This is a genomic window from Actinomadura darangshiensis, from assembly GCF_004349235.1.
Classification (GTDB): Bacteria; Actinomycetota; Actinomycetes; order Streptosporangiales; family Streptosporangiaceae; genus Spirillospora; species Spirillospora darangshiensis.
On record NZ_SMKY01000227.1, the window covers coordinates 1 to 14,710 of the forward strand.

The window sequence follows — 14,710 nt, forward strand, 5'->3', positions numbered from 1 at the left end:
GCCGTCATATGGTGGGGGCCACGGGCCGCGTTCCGGCCCCGGCGGCGGCGCCGGGCACACGACCGCCCCGGTCCCCCGAGACTGGAGTCCTTGTGATCTTCACTCATGACACCGAGCACGCGCTCGCCGTCGTCGTCGACCTGATCAACACGGGCGCGGCGGCGTCCGGCGCGGAGCGGCTCGGCGGGCTGCCCGGCCTGCGCGCCTTCGTGGACCGCAACACCTTCAGCGACGTCGGGAAGCTCGGCGAGGCCGACCTGGCCCGCGCGCTGGACCTGCGCGACCGGTTCCACGCGGTGTTCCGCGCCGGCGACGTGCCGTCCGCGGTCCGGCGGATCAACGAGATCGTCGGCGAGGTCCGCACCACGCCGCATCTGACCGACCACGACGGCTACGACTGGCACGTGCACTTCTTCGCCCCGGGCGCGCCGCTCGGCGAGCACCTGTCCGCCGACTGCGGGATGGCGCTGGCCTACGTGGTCGCGGCGGGCGAGCTGGACCGGCTGCGCACCTGCGAGGCGCCCGACTGCTCACGGGTGCTGGTGGACCTGTCCCGCAACCGCTGCCGCCGCTACTGCGACAGCCGCACGTGCGGCAACCGGATGCACGTGGCCGCCTACCGGGCCCGGCAGCGCGAGGCCGCGCACTAGCCGCCGAGGGCGGTGACGGCGGCGAGGGCGCGGCGCGCGTCGGGGACGTCGTGGACGCGGAAGACGCGGGCGCCGAGCGCGGCGGAGACGCCGAGCACGGCCATGGTGCCGACGCCGCGCCCGCCGACGGGGCGGCCGAGGGCCTCGCCGATGAAGTCCTTGTTGGACACCGCGACCAGTACCGGCCATCCGGTGGCGGTCAGCTCGCCGAGCCGGCGGGTGATCTCCAGTGACTGGCGGGTGTTCTTGCCGAAGTCGTGGGCGGGGTCGATGAGGACCGCGTCGCGGCGCACGCCGAGGGCCACGGCGCGCTCGGCCTCGGCCGTGACGTGCCCGACCACGTCCGCCACGACGTCCTCGTAGCCGATCCGGTGCGGGCGGGTGCGGGGCGCGAGGGCGCCCGCGTGGGCGCAGACCAGCCCGATCCCGTGCGCGGCGGCGACCTCGGCGAGCCGGGGGTCGGGGCCGCCCCAGGTGTCGTTGAGCAGGTCGGCGCCGGCCCGCGCCACCGCCTCGCCGACCTCCGCCCGCCACGTGTCGACGCTGATCACGACGCGCGGGTGCCGCTCGCGGACGGCGGCGACGAGGCCGACGACCCGGCGCAGTTCCTCGGCGACGTCGACGTCGTCCCCCGGGCCGGCCTTCACGCCGCCGATGTCGACGATGTCGGCGCCGTCCGCCACGGCCCGGCCGACGGCGTCCAGCGCGGCGCCGAAGCCGTAGGTGGCGCCCTTGTCGAAGAACGAGTCGGGCGTGCGGTTCACCACGGCCATGATCGCGTGCGGGCCGATCTCCCGCCCGTTCAGCCGCAGCGGCGGCGCGTCCGGAGAGCTCATGATGGGTCTCACGGTGGCACACCGGCGGACCGGCGGGCCAACCAGAAGGGAATTCGGTTCAAAGGGCGCCCTCCCTCGTCATGGACATGGCCTGGTCGGTAACCTCATATTTCACGCTCGCCCCGGGTTCCGCCCGCGGTGGGCCCGCGTCGGACTCATTTCAGCCATGGAGGATCCGCTGTCCAGGCGAGCACTCATCACCGGCATCACCGGACAGGACGGCTCGTATCTGGCCGAGCATCTGCTTGGGCTGGGGTACGAGGTCTGGGGCCTGGTGCGGGGGCAGGCGAACCCCCATGTGTCGCGGCTGCGCAAGCACATCGGCGACGTGCAGATCACCACCGGGGACCTGCTGGACCAGGGCAGCCTGATCTCGGCCGTGGAGCGGGTGCAGCCCGACGAGGTCTACAACCTCGGCGCGATCTCCTACGTGCCGATGTCGTGGCAGCAGGCCGAGCTGACCGCCGAGGTCACCGGCATGGGCGTGCTGCGGATGCTGGAGGCCATCCGCGTGGTGTCGGGCATCAGCACGTCCCGCACGCCGGGCCGCGAGCAGATCCGCTTCTACCAGGCGTCGTCCTCGGAGATGTTCGGGATGGTCCGGGAGACGCCGCAGAACGAGAAGACGCCGTTCCACCCGCGCAGCCCGTACGGGGTGGCGAAGAGCTACGGGCACTACATCACGCAGAACTACCGCGAGTCCTACGGGATGTTCGCGGTCAGCGGGATCCTGTTCAACCACGAGTCGCCGCGCCGGGGCGCCGAGTTCGTGACGCGGAAGGTGTCGCTGGGCGCGGCGCGCATCAAGCTGGGCCTCGCCGCCGAACTGCGGCTCGGCAACCTGGACGCGCGGCGCGACTGGGGCTACGCCGGCGACTACGCCCGCGCGATGCGGCTGATGCTGGTGCAGGACGCCCCCGAGGACTTCGTCATCGGAACGGGCCAGACGCAGTCGGTGCGGGAGCTGGTGGAGTTCGCGTTCCGCACGGCGGGCCTGAACTGGGAGGACCACGTCGTCCTGGACGCCAAGTACACCCGTCCGGCCGAGGTCGACCTGCTGTGCGCGGACCCGAAGAAGGCCCGCGAGCAGCTCGGCTGGGAGCCCGAGGTGACGTTCGAGGGCCTGGTGACGATGATGGTCGAGTCGGACCTGCGGCTGCTGGCGGAGTCCGCGCGCCCCGAGGACGAGCCCTTCAGCCCGGATCATTGGTGATCCGCTTACCCCGGACGTGGCACGATTCCGGTATGGCCACTTGCGAGCACGTGCAGACCGTTCCGGCTGAGGACCCGTCACCGAACACCCCGCAGGGCTGCCAGGAGTGCCTGGAGGAGGGCACCCGGTGGGTCCACCTCCGGCTCTGCCTCGGCTGCGGGCACGTGGGCTGCTGCGACTCCTCCCCCCGCCGGCACGCGACCGCGCACTTCCAGAAGGAGGGGCACCCGATCGCCCGGTCGTTCGAGCCGGGCGAGGACTGGCGCTGGTGCTTCGTCGACAACCTGATCGTCTGATGCCGGACGTCCGGCTGAGCACCGGGCCCGGACGCTGGATCCTGCTGGCGACGGTGCTCGGGTCGAGCGTGGCGATGCTCGACTCCACGGTCGTGAACGTGGCGCTGCCGGCGCTGGGCCGCGACCTCGGCGCCGACATCGCCGGCCTGCAGTGGACGGTCAACGCCTACACGCTGACGCTCGCCGGCTTCATCCTGCTCGGCGGCTCCCTCGGCGACCGGTTCGGGCGCCGCCGGATCTTCCTCGTCGGCGTGGCGTGGTTCGCGGTGGCGTCGGTGCTGTGCGGCATCGCGCCGAACGTCGAGGCGCTGATCCTGTCGCGGGCGCTGCAGGGCGTGGGCGGGGCGCTGCTCACCCCGGGTTCCCTGGCGATCATTCAGGCGTCGTTCGCGGCCGACGACCGTCCCCGCGCGGTCGGCGCCTGGTCGGGGCTCGGCGGTGTCGCGGGCGCGATCGGCCCGTTCGCCGGCGGCTGGCTGGTCGAGGCGGCCGGCTGGCGGTGGGTGTTCCTGCTGAACGTCCCGCTCGCCGCCGTCGTGATGCTGGTCGCGCTCCGGCACGTCCCCGAGAGCTTCGACCCGCAGGCGCGCGGGCGCTTCGACATCCTCGGCGCGGCGCTGGCGGCCCTGGCGCTCGCGGGGACGACCTACGCGCTCACCGAGGCGCCGGGCGGGGGCGCGGCATCGCCGGTCATCGCCGCCGCCATCGCGGGCCTGGCGGCCGCGGTGGCGTTCGTGCTGGTCGAACGGCTGCGGGGCCGGGGCCGCGGCCTGCCGGGCGCGCGGGGGCGCAAGGCGCCGCAACCGATGCTGCCGCTGGACGTGTTCGCCTCGCGGCAGTTCTCCGCCGTCAACCTCGTCACGTTCATCATGTACGGCGCGATGGGCGTGCTGTTCTTCCTCTTCGTCCTGAACCTGCAGGTCGTCGGCGGGTTCTCACCGATCGCGGCGGGGACGGCGCTGCTGCCGGTCACCGTGCTGATGCTGCTGCTGTCGGCGCGGGCGGGCGCACTCGCCCAGAAGATCGGCCCGCGGATACCGATGACCGCGGGGATGGTGGTGGCGGCGTGCGGGATGGTGCTGGTCGGCCGGATCGACGCGGGGTCGTCCTACGTCCGGGACGTCCTGCCGGCGGTGATGGTGTTCGGGCTGGGACTGGCCGCGGTGGTCGCACCGCTCACCGCGACGGTCCTCGCGACCGCCGACGTCCGTCACGCGGGCGTGGCCAGCGGCGTCAACAACGCGGTGGCGCGGGCGGCCGGGCTGCTGGCGGTGGCGGCGATCCCACCGCTGACCGGGCTCACCGGCGACGCCTTCGACGATCCCGGTGTCTTCTCGCACGGGTACCGGCTCGCGATGGTGACGTGCGCCGCGCTCCTGGCCGCCGGGGCCCTGCTGACCTTCTTCACCGTCCGCGACGACGCGCTGCAGACCCCGTCCGGCGAGGCCGTGGAGCCCGAGTGCAGGAGCCACTGCGGGATCGGCGCCCCGCAGCTGCAGCCCGAGCCGGAGACCGTCCCGGCCGAGCGCGGCGGGGGCACGGCGCCGGACGCCAGGACCTGACCTCCTGCCCGGCGCAGCCGATTCCCGGTCCGAATCCGGCTATGTCCAGGACCGCAGCGGTTCGTTGGCATACGGTCGGTGCATGAATCTGCGGCAGCTGCGCTATGTCGTGGCGACCGCCGACCACGGCACGATGACGTCGGCGGCCCAGGCCCTCTACGTGGCTCAGCCCGCGCTGTCGCGGGCGGTCCGCGAGCTGGAACGCGAGCTCGGCGTGGAGCTGTTCGCCCGGTCCGGCCGCGGCGTCGTCCTCACCCCCGTCGGCGAGGAGGTCGTGCGGCAGGCCCGCGTCGCGCTGGACGCCGTCGACGCCATCGAGGGGCTGTCGGTGACCCGGGCCAACGGCCGCGGCGCCGAGCTGCGCATCGCCGTCACCGCGTCCCTGGAGCCGGAGCTGACCGGCCGGCTCATCCCCCGCTTCGCCCGCGACCAGCCGGCCGTCCGGGTCCGGGTGGTCCGCTGCCCGGACCGCGACCAGGTCGCGGCGGCGCTGCGGGCGGGCCGCGCCGACCTCGCGCTGACCGACCTGCCCGTGCCCGGCGACATGACGGCGCACCCGTTCGAGCAGCGCGAGGTGGTGCTGATCTCGCCGCCCGCGCTGAAGGTCCGCGAGCCGGTGCCGCCGGCCGCGCTGGACGGGATGCGGCTCGTCTTACCGGCCCGCGGCAGCGCTCCCCGCGCCGAGATCGACACGATGCTGCGGCGGATCGGCGCGACGCCGGTCGCGGCGGTGGAGTCCGACGAGCGGGGGGCGTGGCTCGGCTGGGTCCGCGCCGGGATGGGCTCGCTGCTCTGGTACCGCAACCAGATCGACGACACCGAAGGGGTGACCGTCCGGTCGTTCATGCCGCCGCTCACCCGCATGATCGGCCTCGTGCACGCGCACCGGCGGCTGCCGTCCGCCGCCCGCGACTTCCTGACGTTCGCCAAGGAGACGCCCCGCGACCACCACGCCCGCTGACGCCCGGCCCGTCCCGCGCCGCCGGGCCGTGCCATGATCTGGCGGGTGGAGACGACGCACGCACTGTGGCTGCTGGCCGTTCCGGTCGGCGCCCTCATGGTGGCCGCGGGGGCGCGGCGCATCGGCCTGTCGGCGCCCCTGGTCCTGGTGATCGCCGGCCTGGCCTTCTCGTTCGTCCCGGGCGTCCCGGAGTTCGAGCTGGACCCGGAGTTCGTGCTGTACGTGTTCCTGCCGCCGCTGCTGTTCTCCGCGGCCTGGAAGAGCTCGTTCACGAACCTGCGCGAGAACGTGTGGTCGATCGGCCTGCTGTCGATCGGGCTGGTGCTGTTCACGACGTTCGCGGTGGGATACGCGGCGTACCTGCTGGTCCCGGGGCTACCGCTGCCGGCGGCGTGCGTGCTCGGCGCGATCGTGGCGCCGCCGGACGCGGTCGCGGCGGTGAGCGTCGCGCAGCGCCTCGGGCTGCCGCGCCGGACCGTGACGGTGCTGGTCGGCGAGAGCCTGTTCAACGACGCGACGGCGCTGACGGCGTTCCGGGTCGCGCTGATCGCGGCGACGGGCGCCGGGTTCACGCTGCTGGACGGCGTGGGGCGGTTCCTGTTCGCCGCCGTCGTCGGCGCCGCCGTCGGGCTGCTGCTCGGCCCGCCGCTGCACTGGCTGCGCACCCGGCTGAACGACCCGCTGGTGGAGAACGGCGTCGCGCTCGTCGCGCCGTTCGCCGCCTACCTCATCGCCGAGAGCGTGCACGCCTCCGGGGTGATCGCGGTCGTGGTCAGCGGCCTGTACCTCGGCAACCGGGAGACCCAGTCGGCGGCGGTGACCCGGCTGATCGGGCACTCGTTCTGGAAGGTCATGGTCTTCGTCCTGGAGTCGGTGGTCTTCCTGCTGATCGGCCTGCAGCTGCCGCCGGTCGTGCACGGCCTGTCGGGGCGGAGCTGGCAGGAGCTCGCCTGGTGGGCGGTCGCGGTGTTCGCCGTCACCGTCGCCGCCCGGTTCGTGTGGGTGTTCCCCGCCTCGCAGATCCCGCGGCTGCTGTCGCGCCGGGAGCGGGAGCGCGGGCACGTCGGCTGGCGCGGCATGGTCGTGGTGTCGTGGGCCGGCATGCGCGGGGTGGTGTCGCTCGCCGCCGCGTTCGCGGTCCCGTTCGTCGCCTCGGGCGATGAGCCTTTCCCCGGGCGCGACCTGATCCTGTTCCTGACGTTCACGACCGTCCTCGGGACGCTGCTGGTGCAGGGGCTGACCTTCCCGGCGCTGATCCGCGTGCTGCGCATCGGCGGCGGCCGGGAGCGCTACACCGACACCGTCGCCGAGGCGGGCGCCCAGCACGCCGCCGCGCAGGCGGCGCTGGACCGCCTGGAGGAGCTGAACGCCGAGGAGCGGCTGGACGAGTCCGTGGTGGAGCGGCTGCGCCAGCTCGCCGAGCACCGCCAGCTGCGCGCCTGGGAGCGGCTCGGCGGCGGGACGGGCCCGGAGGGCGAGGAGGTGCCGACCGCGACCTACCGGCGGCTGCGGCGGGAGATGCTGCACGCGGAGCGCATGGTGTTCGTGCGGATGCGGGACGAGCGCCGCATCGACGACGAGGTCCTGACCCGCGTCATGCACGAGCTGGACCTGGAGGAGGTCGCCCTCAACCGCGACTAGCGGCCGGGGGCGAGGTGCCGCCCCGGCCACGGAGCACGTCCGCGGCCGGGGCGCCGGTCCGGTCAGGACGCCCCGTTGAGGGGCGGCTCGGGGAGCTGGACGGCATAGGACTCCTTCACGACGTCCAGGTGGTGCCAGGACTCCCGCACCGTCACACCGGGCACGGACCGGATGGCGTCCAGCACGGCCACCATCTCGGCGCGGGAGGCCGCCTCGGCCAGCCCGACGATGTCGTAGCGGCCGAACCCGGTGGCCAGGTAGCGGACGCCGTCCTGGGCGGCGACCGCCTCGGCGACCTTCTGCAGCCCGCCGGTCACCATCAGCCCGAACCCGCCGAGCTCGGCGGCGCCGAGGGCCAGCGGGTCGGCCAGGCCGGTGACCTGGATGACGCCGGTGCGCATGAGCCTGACCACCCGGGCCCGGGTGGCGGCCTGCGACAGGCCGATGACCTGCGCGAGCCGGGTGTAGGGGGCGCGCCCGTCGCGCTGCAGCTCGTGCAGCAGCCGCCAGTCGATGTCGTCGAGGGTGACCTCGCCGAGCTCGCGCACCACGGCGTGCGTGTCGCGCACGGTGGCCACCGACCGGAACACCTCCGCCGCGCGCACGCCGGGGACGGACCGCAGCTGGTCCACCTCGGCCGCGAGCGCGGCGTCATCGCGGGTGCGCACCTGCGCGACCAGGTCGTACGGGCCGGCGGTCAGCGCGGTGAAGCTGACGGCGGGGCGCTCGGCGATGGCCGCGGCCACCTCCCTGGCCGAGCCGTCCACGGTGACCGACACGTGCCCGATCGCCTCCGCGCCGACGACGGCGGCGTGCACGATGCCGACGACGCGGACGACCTGCGTTTCGAGAAGGTGCTGCACCCGTGCCCGCACCGCCGTGCGGGAAAGCCCGACGCGATCGGCGAGCGCCTGGAACGTCGCCCTGCCATCCCGCTGGAGCTCGCGGACGAGCACGGCGTCGACCGCATCCAGCACGGCTCTCCTCCTCGACGTGTGATGAATCGTTTGACCTGCAACTGCAAGATCATTCCATTTCAGGACGGTATGACGTCAAATATTGATCTTGCTCGTGTTCGCCGTACCCGGTGGCCGTCGAAGCGTCGGTGACCGGTTCCGGGCGGCGACGTTTCCGGCGCCGTGCGAACCGGCCCGAAAGCGCAACGCTGCCGGGCCCGCACCCGGGGCGCGGCGCCGCGCCGGGAGGAGGGCGCGCCCGGTGGCGGTGGGCACGCCGGGGAACGCCGCACGGGCGGGGCGGCCCGCGGCGCGGACGAGCGCGGCCGACCGGGGTCACGTGCGTGAGCTGCATGCGCTACTCCCGGTGTTCTGCTGTCCCGCCCCCTACGGCGGATCGGCCGTCCGCGTGAGGCACATGTAAGAAAAGTGCATCGATGGCGCAGTTACGTCAAGAGGTAACTTTACTGGGAGCCAACCCCTACGTTGCACCGTTTTCGACCTTGGCCGGGCGATTGCTTTCATCGCGCCTGCGAGAAGGCCGGATCAACGCCGATGACCGAACGGTCATACAGCCGGGACACACTGTCATCACCGCTGGTCACGTCCCCGCTGACCGGGCCTTGAGCGGGCTTGGCCGGAGCATCTCCGGGTATGCCGGACAATGTACGGTGGCCCAGCCACTGCGATCCGCGATTGGTGTGTAGTACAGCCGTGCACCTGCTGAACGGTGAGCGTTCCGCTCACGATCTCACCTACAACGACGTCTTCATGGTTCCGCGCCGCTCGTCGGTCGGGTCGCGGCTCGAGGTCGACCTCGCCACCTCCGAGGGCAGCGGGACGACCATTCCGCTCGTGGTGGCGAACATGACGGCCGTGTCGGGCCGCCGGATGGCCGAGACCGTCGCCCGGCGCGGCGGGATGGCAGTCCTCCCGCAGGACATCCCGGCCGAGGTCGTCGCCGAGGTCATCGGCTGGGCCAAGGGACGCGACCTGGTCGTCGACACGCCGATCCGGCTGGGCCCCGCGAGCACGGCCGGGGACGCGCTCGCACTGCTGCCGAAGCGGGCGCACGGCGCCGTCATCGTCGTCGAGGACGACCGGCCGGTGGGCGTCGTCACCGAGGCCGACTGCCACGGCGTCGACCGGTTCGCCCAGCTCCGCGACATCATGTCCCGCGACCTGGTCACGCTGCCGGACGGCGTCGACCCGCGCGAGGCGTTCAACCGGCTGCACGAGCGCGGCCACCGGCTCGCGCCCGTCGTCGACGCCGGCGGCCGCCTCGCCGGCGTCCTCACCCGCACCGGCGCCCTGCGCGCCACGCTGTACAAGCCCGCCGTGGACGCCGCCGGCCGGCTGCGCGTCGCCGCGGCGGTCGGCGTGAACGGCGACGTCGCCGGCAAGGCCAAGGCCCTGCTGGAGGCGGGCGCCGACCTGCTCGTCGTCGACACCGCGCACGGCCACCAGGACAAGATGATCAGCGCGCTGGCCGCCGTCCGGGGCCTGGACCCGGCCGTCCCGGTCGTCGCCGGGAACGTGGTGACCGCCGAGGGCACCCGCGAGCTGATCGAGGCCGGCGCCGACATCGTCAAGGTCGGCGTGGGCCCCGGCGCCATGTGCACGACCCGGATGATGACGGGCGTCGGCCGCCCGCAGTTCTCCGCGGTCCTGGAGTGCGCCGCCGAGGCGCGCCGCCTCGGCCGGCACGTGTGGGCGGACGGCGGCGTCCGGCACCCCCGCGACGTGGCCCTCGCGCTCGCCGCGGGCGCCGCTAACGTGATGGTCGGCTCCTGGTTCGCCGGCACCTACGAGTCGCCGGGCGACCTGCAGCGCGCCGCCGACGGGCGGCTCTACAAGGAGAGCTTCGGGATGGCGTCCGCGCGGGCCGTCCGGCTGCGCACCGCCGAGGACTCCCCCTTCGACCGGGCCCGCAAGGCCCTGTTCGAGGAGGGCATCTCCACGTCCCGGATGTTCCTCGACCCGCAGCGCCCCGGCGTCGAGGACCTCATCGACTCGATCGTCGCCGGGCTGCGCAGCTCGTGCACCTACGCGGGCGCCCGCACCCTGGAGGAGTTCCACGAGCGGGCCACGATCGGGATCCAGAGCCCGTCCGGCTACGCCGAGGGCAAGCCGCTGTCCAGCAGCTGGTAAACGATCGCCGTTCCGGCCGCCCGGCGGCCCCGCATTTCGCGACACGCCGCCGCCGTCGCGCCGCGATCGGCGCGCTGACCTGCACTCTCTTACCGCAGGGACGGAGCAGGGGGTCTCCGTCCCCGAGGGGGGCGCAGCATGTTCGACGGCGGGCCGATCGCGGCCAGGATCCGGCCGGTGGACCCGCCGCGGCCGCCGGCCCGCGACCCCGCGCGGGAGCGCCGGGCGCGGGACGCGGCGCTGCGCGGGCTGGCGGAGGCCCTGGTGATCGCCGCCGTGTCGCCGGTCCTGCCGGGCGTCGCGCAGCTGCGGGCCGGGCGGGTGCGGCTCGGCGCGGCGCTGCTCGCCGTCCAGGCGGCGGGGCTGGCGGCCGCCGCCCCGATGGTGAGCGGGGCTGCCGGGCACGGCCGCTCGCCGCTGCCGCTCCTGTCGGCGCACCCGGGCTGGCTGGTCGTCTCGACGGCCGGCTGCGTCGTGCTCGCGGCGTCGTGGGCGGCGCTGATCGTCCACTCCTACGCCGTGCTCGTCCCGGCCGGGCTGCCGCCGCTGTGGCGGCTCGCGGGCGGCACCACCGTCTCGGTGCTGTGCCTGCTGGTGATCGTCCCGCCGCTGACCGCCGCGCACGCGCTCGCGGCCTGTTCCGTGCGCGATCACGCGTTGCGCCCCCGGACCGCGGCGAAATCAATATCCTGGGCAGCAACTGCACCAAAGACCACATCCGCTCGCATGCGGCCGACTCTTACGCAACCTTTGCCCGGTTCCGCGCGTCCATAATGTGAGCCAGGGCTTAATTCACCGTGGGTGGGAATCGGAGCGTACATGGGTCGGTCGGCGGGTCGGCGTGCCCGGAAGCGGGACGAAGACGGCGGGGCCGGGGGTCTCCCCCGCGCACTGGCGCTGACGCTCGCGTCCGCTCTGGTCTGGGGCGTCGCGCACTTCGCCACCGGCCGCCGGATCGCCGGCGCGCTGCTGCTCGCGCTGTACCTGGCGATCGCCGTGACGGCGGCGGGCGCCGTGACGGTCTACCGCTCCGACCTCGTGCACCTCGCCGTCCAGCCGGTCGTGCTGCAGCGGATCTCGGCCGCGCTCGTCGCGCTCGGCGTGCTGTGGATCCTCGTCGTGATCCGCTCCTACCTGGTGCTGCGCCCGGCCCGGCTGGCGGCGGGCGCCCGCACGCTGGGCGCCGCCTCCGTCGCGGTGATGTGCTTCGCCGTCGCGGTGCCGATGGCGTGGTCGGCGCACAGCGCCTACGTGGCCCGGGACGCGCTGACCAGCATCTTCCGCAGCGGCAGCGAGAGCGGCAAGCACGTCGACACCGACGACCCGTTCAACGGGCAGGCCCGCGTCAACATCCTGCTCCTCGGCGGCGACGCCGCCGCCGACCGCACCGGCGTGCGCACCGACAGCATGACGGTGGCCAGCGTCGACACCAAGACCGGCGACACGGTCCTGCTGAGCCTGCCGCGCAACCTGGAGAGCTTCCCGATGCCGCCCGGCCCGGCCCGCGACCGGTTCCCCTACGGCTTCACCGGCGACGGCCCGCAGAACCCGGGGCTGCTGAACGAGGTCTACGAGTACGCCGAGAACCACCCCGACGTGGTGCCCGGCGTCGCCAAGAACCACCGCGGCCCCGAGCTGCTGAAGGCCACCGTCGCCGGTATCCTCGGGCTGCGCGTCGACTACTACATCCTCGTCGACATGTTCGGCTTCGCCGACATCATCGACGCGATGGGCGGCGTCAAGCTGAAGATCACCGAGGCGATCCCGTACGGGCTGGAGGGCTCCGTCCTGCAGCCCGGCTACCGGACGCTGGGGGGCAAGGAGGCCCTCTGGTACGGGCGGTCGCGCACGGGCAGCAGCGACTACGTCCGCATGGGCCGGCAGAAGTGCCTGATGCGCGCGATCGCCGAGCAGGCCGACCCGCGGACCGTCCTCACCAGCTTCGACAAGATCGCCGCGGCCGCCAAGCGGACGCTGTCCACCGACATCCCGCAAGAACTGCTGCCCGCGCTCATGAAGCTGTCGGGCAAGGTCAAGGACGGCGGCGCGCAGATCAGGAGCCTGCAGTTCGTCCCGCCGCTGATCTACTCCGGGAACCCGGACTTCGACAAGATCAGGCAGCTGGCGTCCGACGCCGTCACCCGCGACCCGCGGCAGGTCAGCACCCAGCCGAGCGGCACGCCCAGCGGGTCGCCGGACGCGCCGGAGGGCACCGAGTCGCCCAAGCCCGACACCAAGCCGGTGTCGCTGAAGAACAGCTGCCCCTGACGGAGCCCTCCCATCGGGGCGCTTCCCGGGGCACACTGGGCGCGTGAAGCCGGTGTACCGGGCGCGGCAGGTCGTCAACGCGGTCAACCTGTCGACGCCTCTCGGGCTGCTCCTGGCCGCGACCGCGACGCGTCCCGAGGGCCGCGTGCGCAAGGGGCCGGACGGGCTGCTGGTGGCGGGCGGCTACCGGCTGCCGGTGCCGATCGCGTCCGCGTTCACGGTCGGCAACGTGATCCTGGTGCGCGGCGACGCGTCCCGCCTGACCGGCACGTCCCGGCTGCTGCGGCACGAGGGGCGGCATTCGACGCAGTACGCCTGGTGCCTCGGCATCGTCATGATCCCGCTCTACGGGATCTGCGCGGGCGCGTCGATGCTGCTGTGCGGGGACTGGGCGTCCTACAACCCCTTCGAGAGGCGCGCCGGGCTGGCCGACGGCGGCTATGACCGGCGCCCCCTGCGCCCCTTCCTGCGGCGGTCCTGACCCGCCGTTTGTCCTCCCGGGTCCGCGGAGGGGGGATCATTGGGGGAGACGACTTCTGCGAAGGGCTGGTGCGGGTGCCTCGGATCCAGGGCTGCGACGCCTTCCGCGTGGCGATGCCGCGCGGACGGCGGCCGGAGAGCGTCCTCGTCCGGCTCGACGGCGGCGACGCGGTCGGCTGGGGCGAGATGGCCGTCCCGGGCGGGGCCGCGAAGGCGGGCCGGGCCTGGGCGGACATCGAGGAGCGCATGGGGCCCGCCCTGATCGGGCTCGACTGGGACCGTCCCGAGGACGTGTCCGCCGCCGCCGACCTCGGCGCGAACGAGGCCGCCGCGGCCGTCGACACCGCCTGCTGGGACCTGTGGTGCCGGACCCGCGGGCTGCCGCTGGCGCACGCGCTCGGCGGTACCCGCACGTCCATCGTGACGGGTGCGCGCATCTCCCCCGAACCGGCGCTGGACACGATCACGGGCCGGGTGAACCAGGCCGTTGGAGCGGGCCATACCCGGGTCACGCTGGACATCCGTCCCGGCTGGGACATCGAGCCCGTCCGCGCGATCCGGCAGGCGTACCCGGCGCTGGCGCTCGTCGCCGACGCCGGCCACGCCTACAGCGAGTCGGCCGAGCATCTGGCCGTCCTGGAGGCGCTGGCCGCCTACGACCTGGCGGCGATCGAGCGTCCGTTCCCGGCCCGCGACCTCGCCGCGCACACCCGGCTCCAGCTGCGGACCGGCACGGCGATCGCCCCGGACGTCGGCGACCTGGAGACCCTGGACGCGGCCCTGCGGCTGGACGCCGGCCGGGCCCTGCACCTGCGGCTCGACCGGCTCGGCGGGCTGACCGCGGCCCGGAGCGCCCACGACCTGGCGTACGCGGCGGGATGGGACGTGTGGTGCAGCGGGTGCGGCGCGTTCGGGATCGGGCAGGCCGCCGCGGTCGCGCTCGCCGCGCTGCCGGGGTGCACGCTGCCGAGTGACGTGTCCGACCCGGCGGGCGGCCCGGTGTTCGTGACGCCGCCGGTGCGCTCGTCCGGCGGCGTCGTCGGCGTCCCGTTGACGCAACCGGGCCTCGGCCACGAGATCGACGAGGAGCGCATCGAGCGGCTGGCGACCCGCCGCATGCGCCTGTCGACGTGACGCCGGCCGCGGCCTGGGTGGTGGCCGGGCCTCCCGGTTCCGGCAAGACGACGGTGTCGGAGCTGCTGCTGCGGCGGCTGCGTCCGGTCCCCGCCCTGCTGGACAAGGACACGGTGTACGGGCCGTTCGTGGCGGCCGCGCTCGCCGCGGCGTCCCGCGCCCCGGGCGAGCGCGAGGGGCCGTGGTACGACGAGCACGTCAAGCCGCACGAGTACGCGGGGATGAGCGCCACGGCCCGGGAGATCCGCTCGCACGGCTGCCCGGTGCTGCTCAGCGGCCCGTTCACCGGGCAGATCCGGGACGAGGCGCGGTGGACGGACTGGGTCGCGTCCCTGGGCGGCGCTCCCGTGCGTCTCGTCTGGATCCGGACGGACGCCGCGACCCTCCGGCACCGCTTGGAGAAGCGGGGTTCGCCGCGCGACACCGCCAAACTGGCGGCGTTCGACGCCTTCACGGCCCGCATGCGGCCCGGGACGCCCCCTCCGGTGCCCCACACGACCGTGGACAACCGCCTGAGCGCGCCCGCCCCGCTGGAGGCCCAGCTGGACGCCCTCCTCCCCTG

14 protein-coding genes are annotated in these 14,710 nt (G+C 74.1%); 12 read left to right on the top strand and 2 right to left on the bottom strand.

The features are described from left to right. Positions 1–92: 92 nt before the first annotated feature. On the top strand, positions 93–650 hold the full coding sequence (locus E1293_RS34280) for a CGNR zinc finger domain-containing protein (protein WP_132202079.1): 558 nt from the start codon (positions 93–95) through the stop codon (positions 648–650). Here E1293_RS34280 and folP read toward each other — a convergent pair. Further along, a complete protein-coding gene (folP, locus tag E1293_RS34285) occupies positions 647–1,486 on the bottom strand; it encodes a dihydropteroate synthase (RefSeq protein WP_132202081.1) in 840 nt (279 codons plus the stop codon). The genes E1293_RS34280 and folP overlap by 4 nt on opposite strands. A gap of 178 nt (positions 1,487–1,664) precedes the next feature. Between folP and E1293_RS34290 the strand changes: the two genes are divergently transcribed. The 5 genes from E1293_RS34290 to E1293_RS34310 all read left to right on the top strand — a co-directional run bounded on the left by E1293_RS34290 (position 1,665) and on the right by E1293_RS34310 (position 7,159). Then, on the top strand, positions 1,665–2,699 hold the full coding sequence (locus E1293_RS34290) for a GDP-mannose 4,6-dehydratase (RefSeq protein ID WP_132202103.1): 1,035 nt from the start codon (positions 1,665–1,667) through the stop codon (positions 2,697–2,699). Positions 2,700–2,731: 32 nt separating this feature from the next. Beyond that, positions 2,732–2,995, top strand: coding sequence for a ubiquitin carboxyl-terminal hydrolase 14 (locus tag E1293_RS34295; RefSeq protein WP_132202083.1), 264 nt, complete (start codon positions 2,732–2,734; stop codon positions 2,993–2,995). Further along, positions 2,995–4,557 (top strand): MFS transporter, encoded by a 1,563-nt coding sequence (locus E1293_RS34300; protein WP_132202085.1) that lies wholly within the window; start codon positions 2,995–2,997, stop codon positions 4,555–4,557. Before E1293_RS34295 ends, E1293_RS34300 begins: the two co-directional genes overlap by 1 nt. A gap of 82 nt (positions 4,558–4,639) precedes the next feature. Further along, positions 4,640–5,518, top strand: coding sequence for a LysR family transcriptional regulator (locus E1293_RS34305; RefSeq protein ID WP_132202087.1), 879 nt, complete (start codon positions 4,640–4,642; stop codon positions 5,516–5,518). A 45-nt stretch (positions 5,519–5,563) separates the two neighbouring features. Then, on the top strand, positions 5,564–7,159 hold the full coding sequence (locus tag E1293_RS34310) for a Na+/H+ antiporter (protein WP_243716946.1): 1,596 nt from the start codon (positions 5,564–5,566) through the stop codon (positions 7,157–7,159). A gap of 62 nt (positions 7,160–7,221) precedes the next feature. On the opposite strand, the gene E1293_RS34315 is transcribed toward E1293_RS34310, so the two are convergent. After that, positions 7,222–8,136 carry an Lrp/AsnC family transcriptional regulator gene (locus tag E1293_RS34315; protein WP_132202091.1) on the bottom strand — a complete coding sequence of 305 codons (915 nt, stop codon included), beginning with the start codon at positions 8,134–8,136 and terminating at the stop codon, positions 7,222–7,224. 693 nt (positions 8,137–8,829) lie between these two features. Here E1293_RS34315 and E1293_RS34320 point away from each other — a divergent pair. The 6 genes from E1293_RS34320 to E1293_RS34345 all read left to right on the top strand — a co-directional run. Further along, positions 8,830–10,266, top strand: coding sequence for a GuaB1 family IMP dehydrogenase-related protein (locus tag E1293_RS34320; RefSeq protein ID WP_279473317.1), 1,437 nt, complete (start codon positions 8,830–8,832; stop codon positions 10,264–10,266). Between the two features lie 138 nt (positions 10,267–10,404). Further along, a complete protein-coding gene (locus tag E1293_RS34325; RefSeq protein WP_132202095.1) occupies positions 10,405–11,040 on the top strand; it encodes a hypothetical protein in 636 nt (211 codons plus the stop codon). A gap of 45 nt (positions 11,041–11,085) precedes the next feature. Next, the gene (locus E1293_RS34330; RefSeq protein ID WP_132202097.1) at positions 11,086–12,534 is read left to right on the top strand and encodes an LCP family protein; all 1,449 of its coding nucleotides are present in this window, start codon (positions 11,086–11,088) and stop codon (positions 12,532–12,534) included. 43 nt (positions 12,535–12,577) lie between these two features. Next, positions 12,578–13,015 (top strand): hypothetical protein, encoded by a 438-nt coding sequence (locus tag E1293_RS34335; RefSeq protein WP_132202099.1) that lies wholly within the window; start codon positions 12,578–12,580, stop codon positions 13,013–13,015. Positions 13,016–13,083: 68 nt separating this feature from the next. After that, entirely contained in the window at positions 13,084–14,148 is a 1,065-nt protein-coding gene (locus E1293_RS34340) for an enolase C-terminal domain-like protein (RefSeq protein ID WP_341770229.1), read from the top strand. After that, on the top strand, positions 14,145–14,710 hold a 566-nt coding region (locus E1293_RS34345), incomplete at its 3' end, for a P-loop nucleotide/nucleoside kinase family protein (protein WP_132202101.1). The genes E1293_RS34340 and E1293_RS34345, both read left to right, overlap by 4 nt.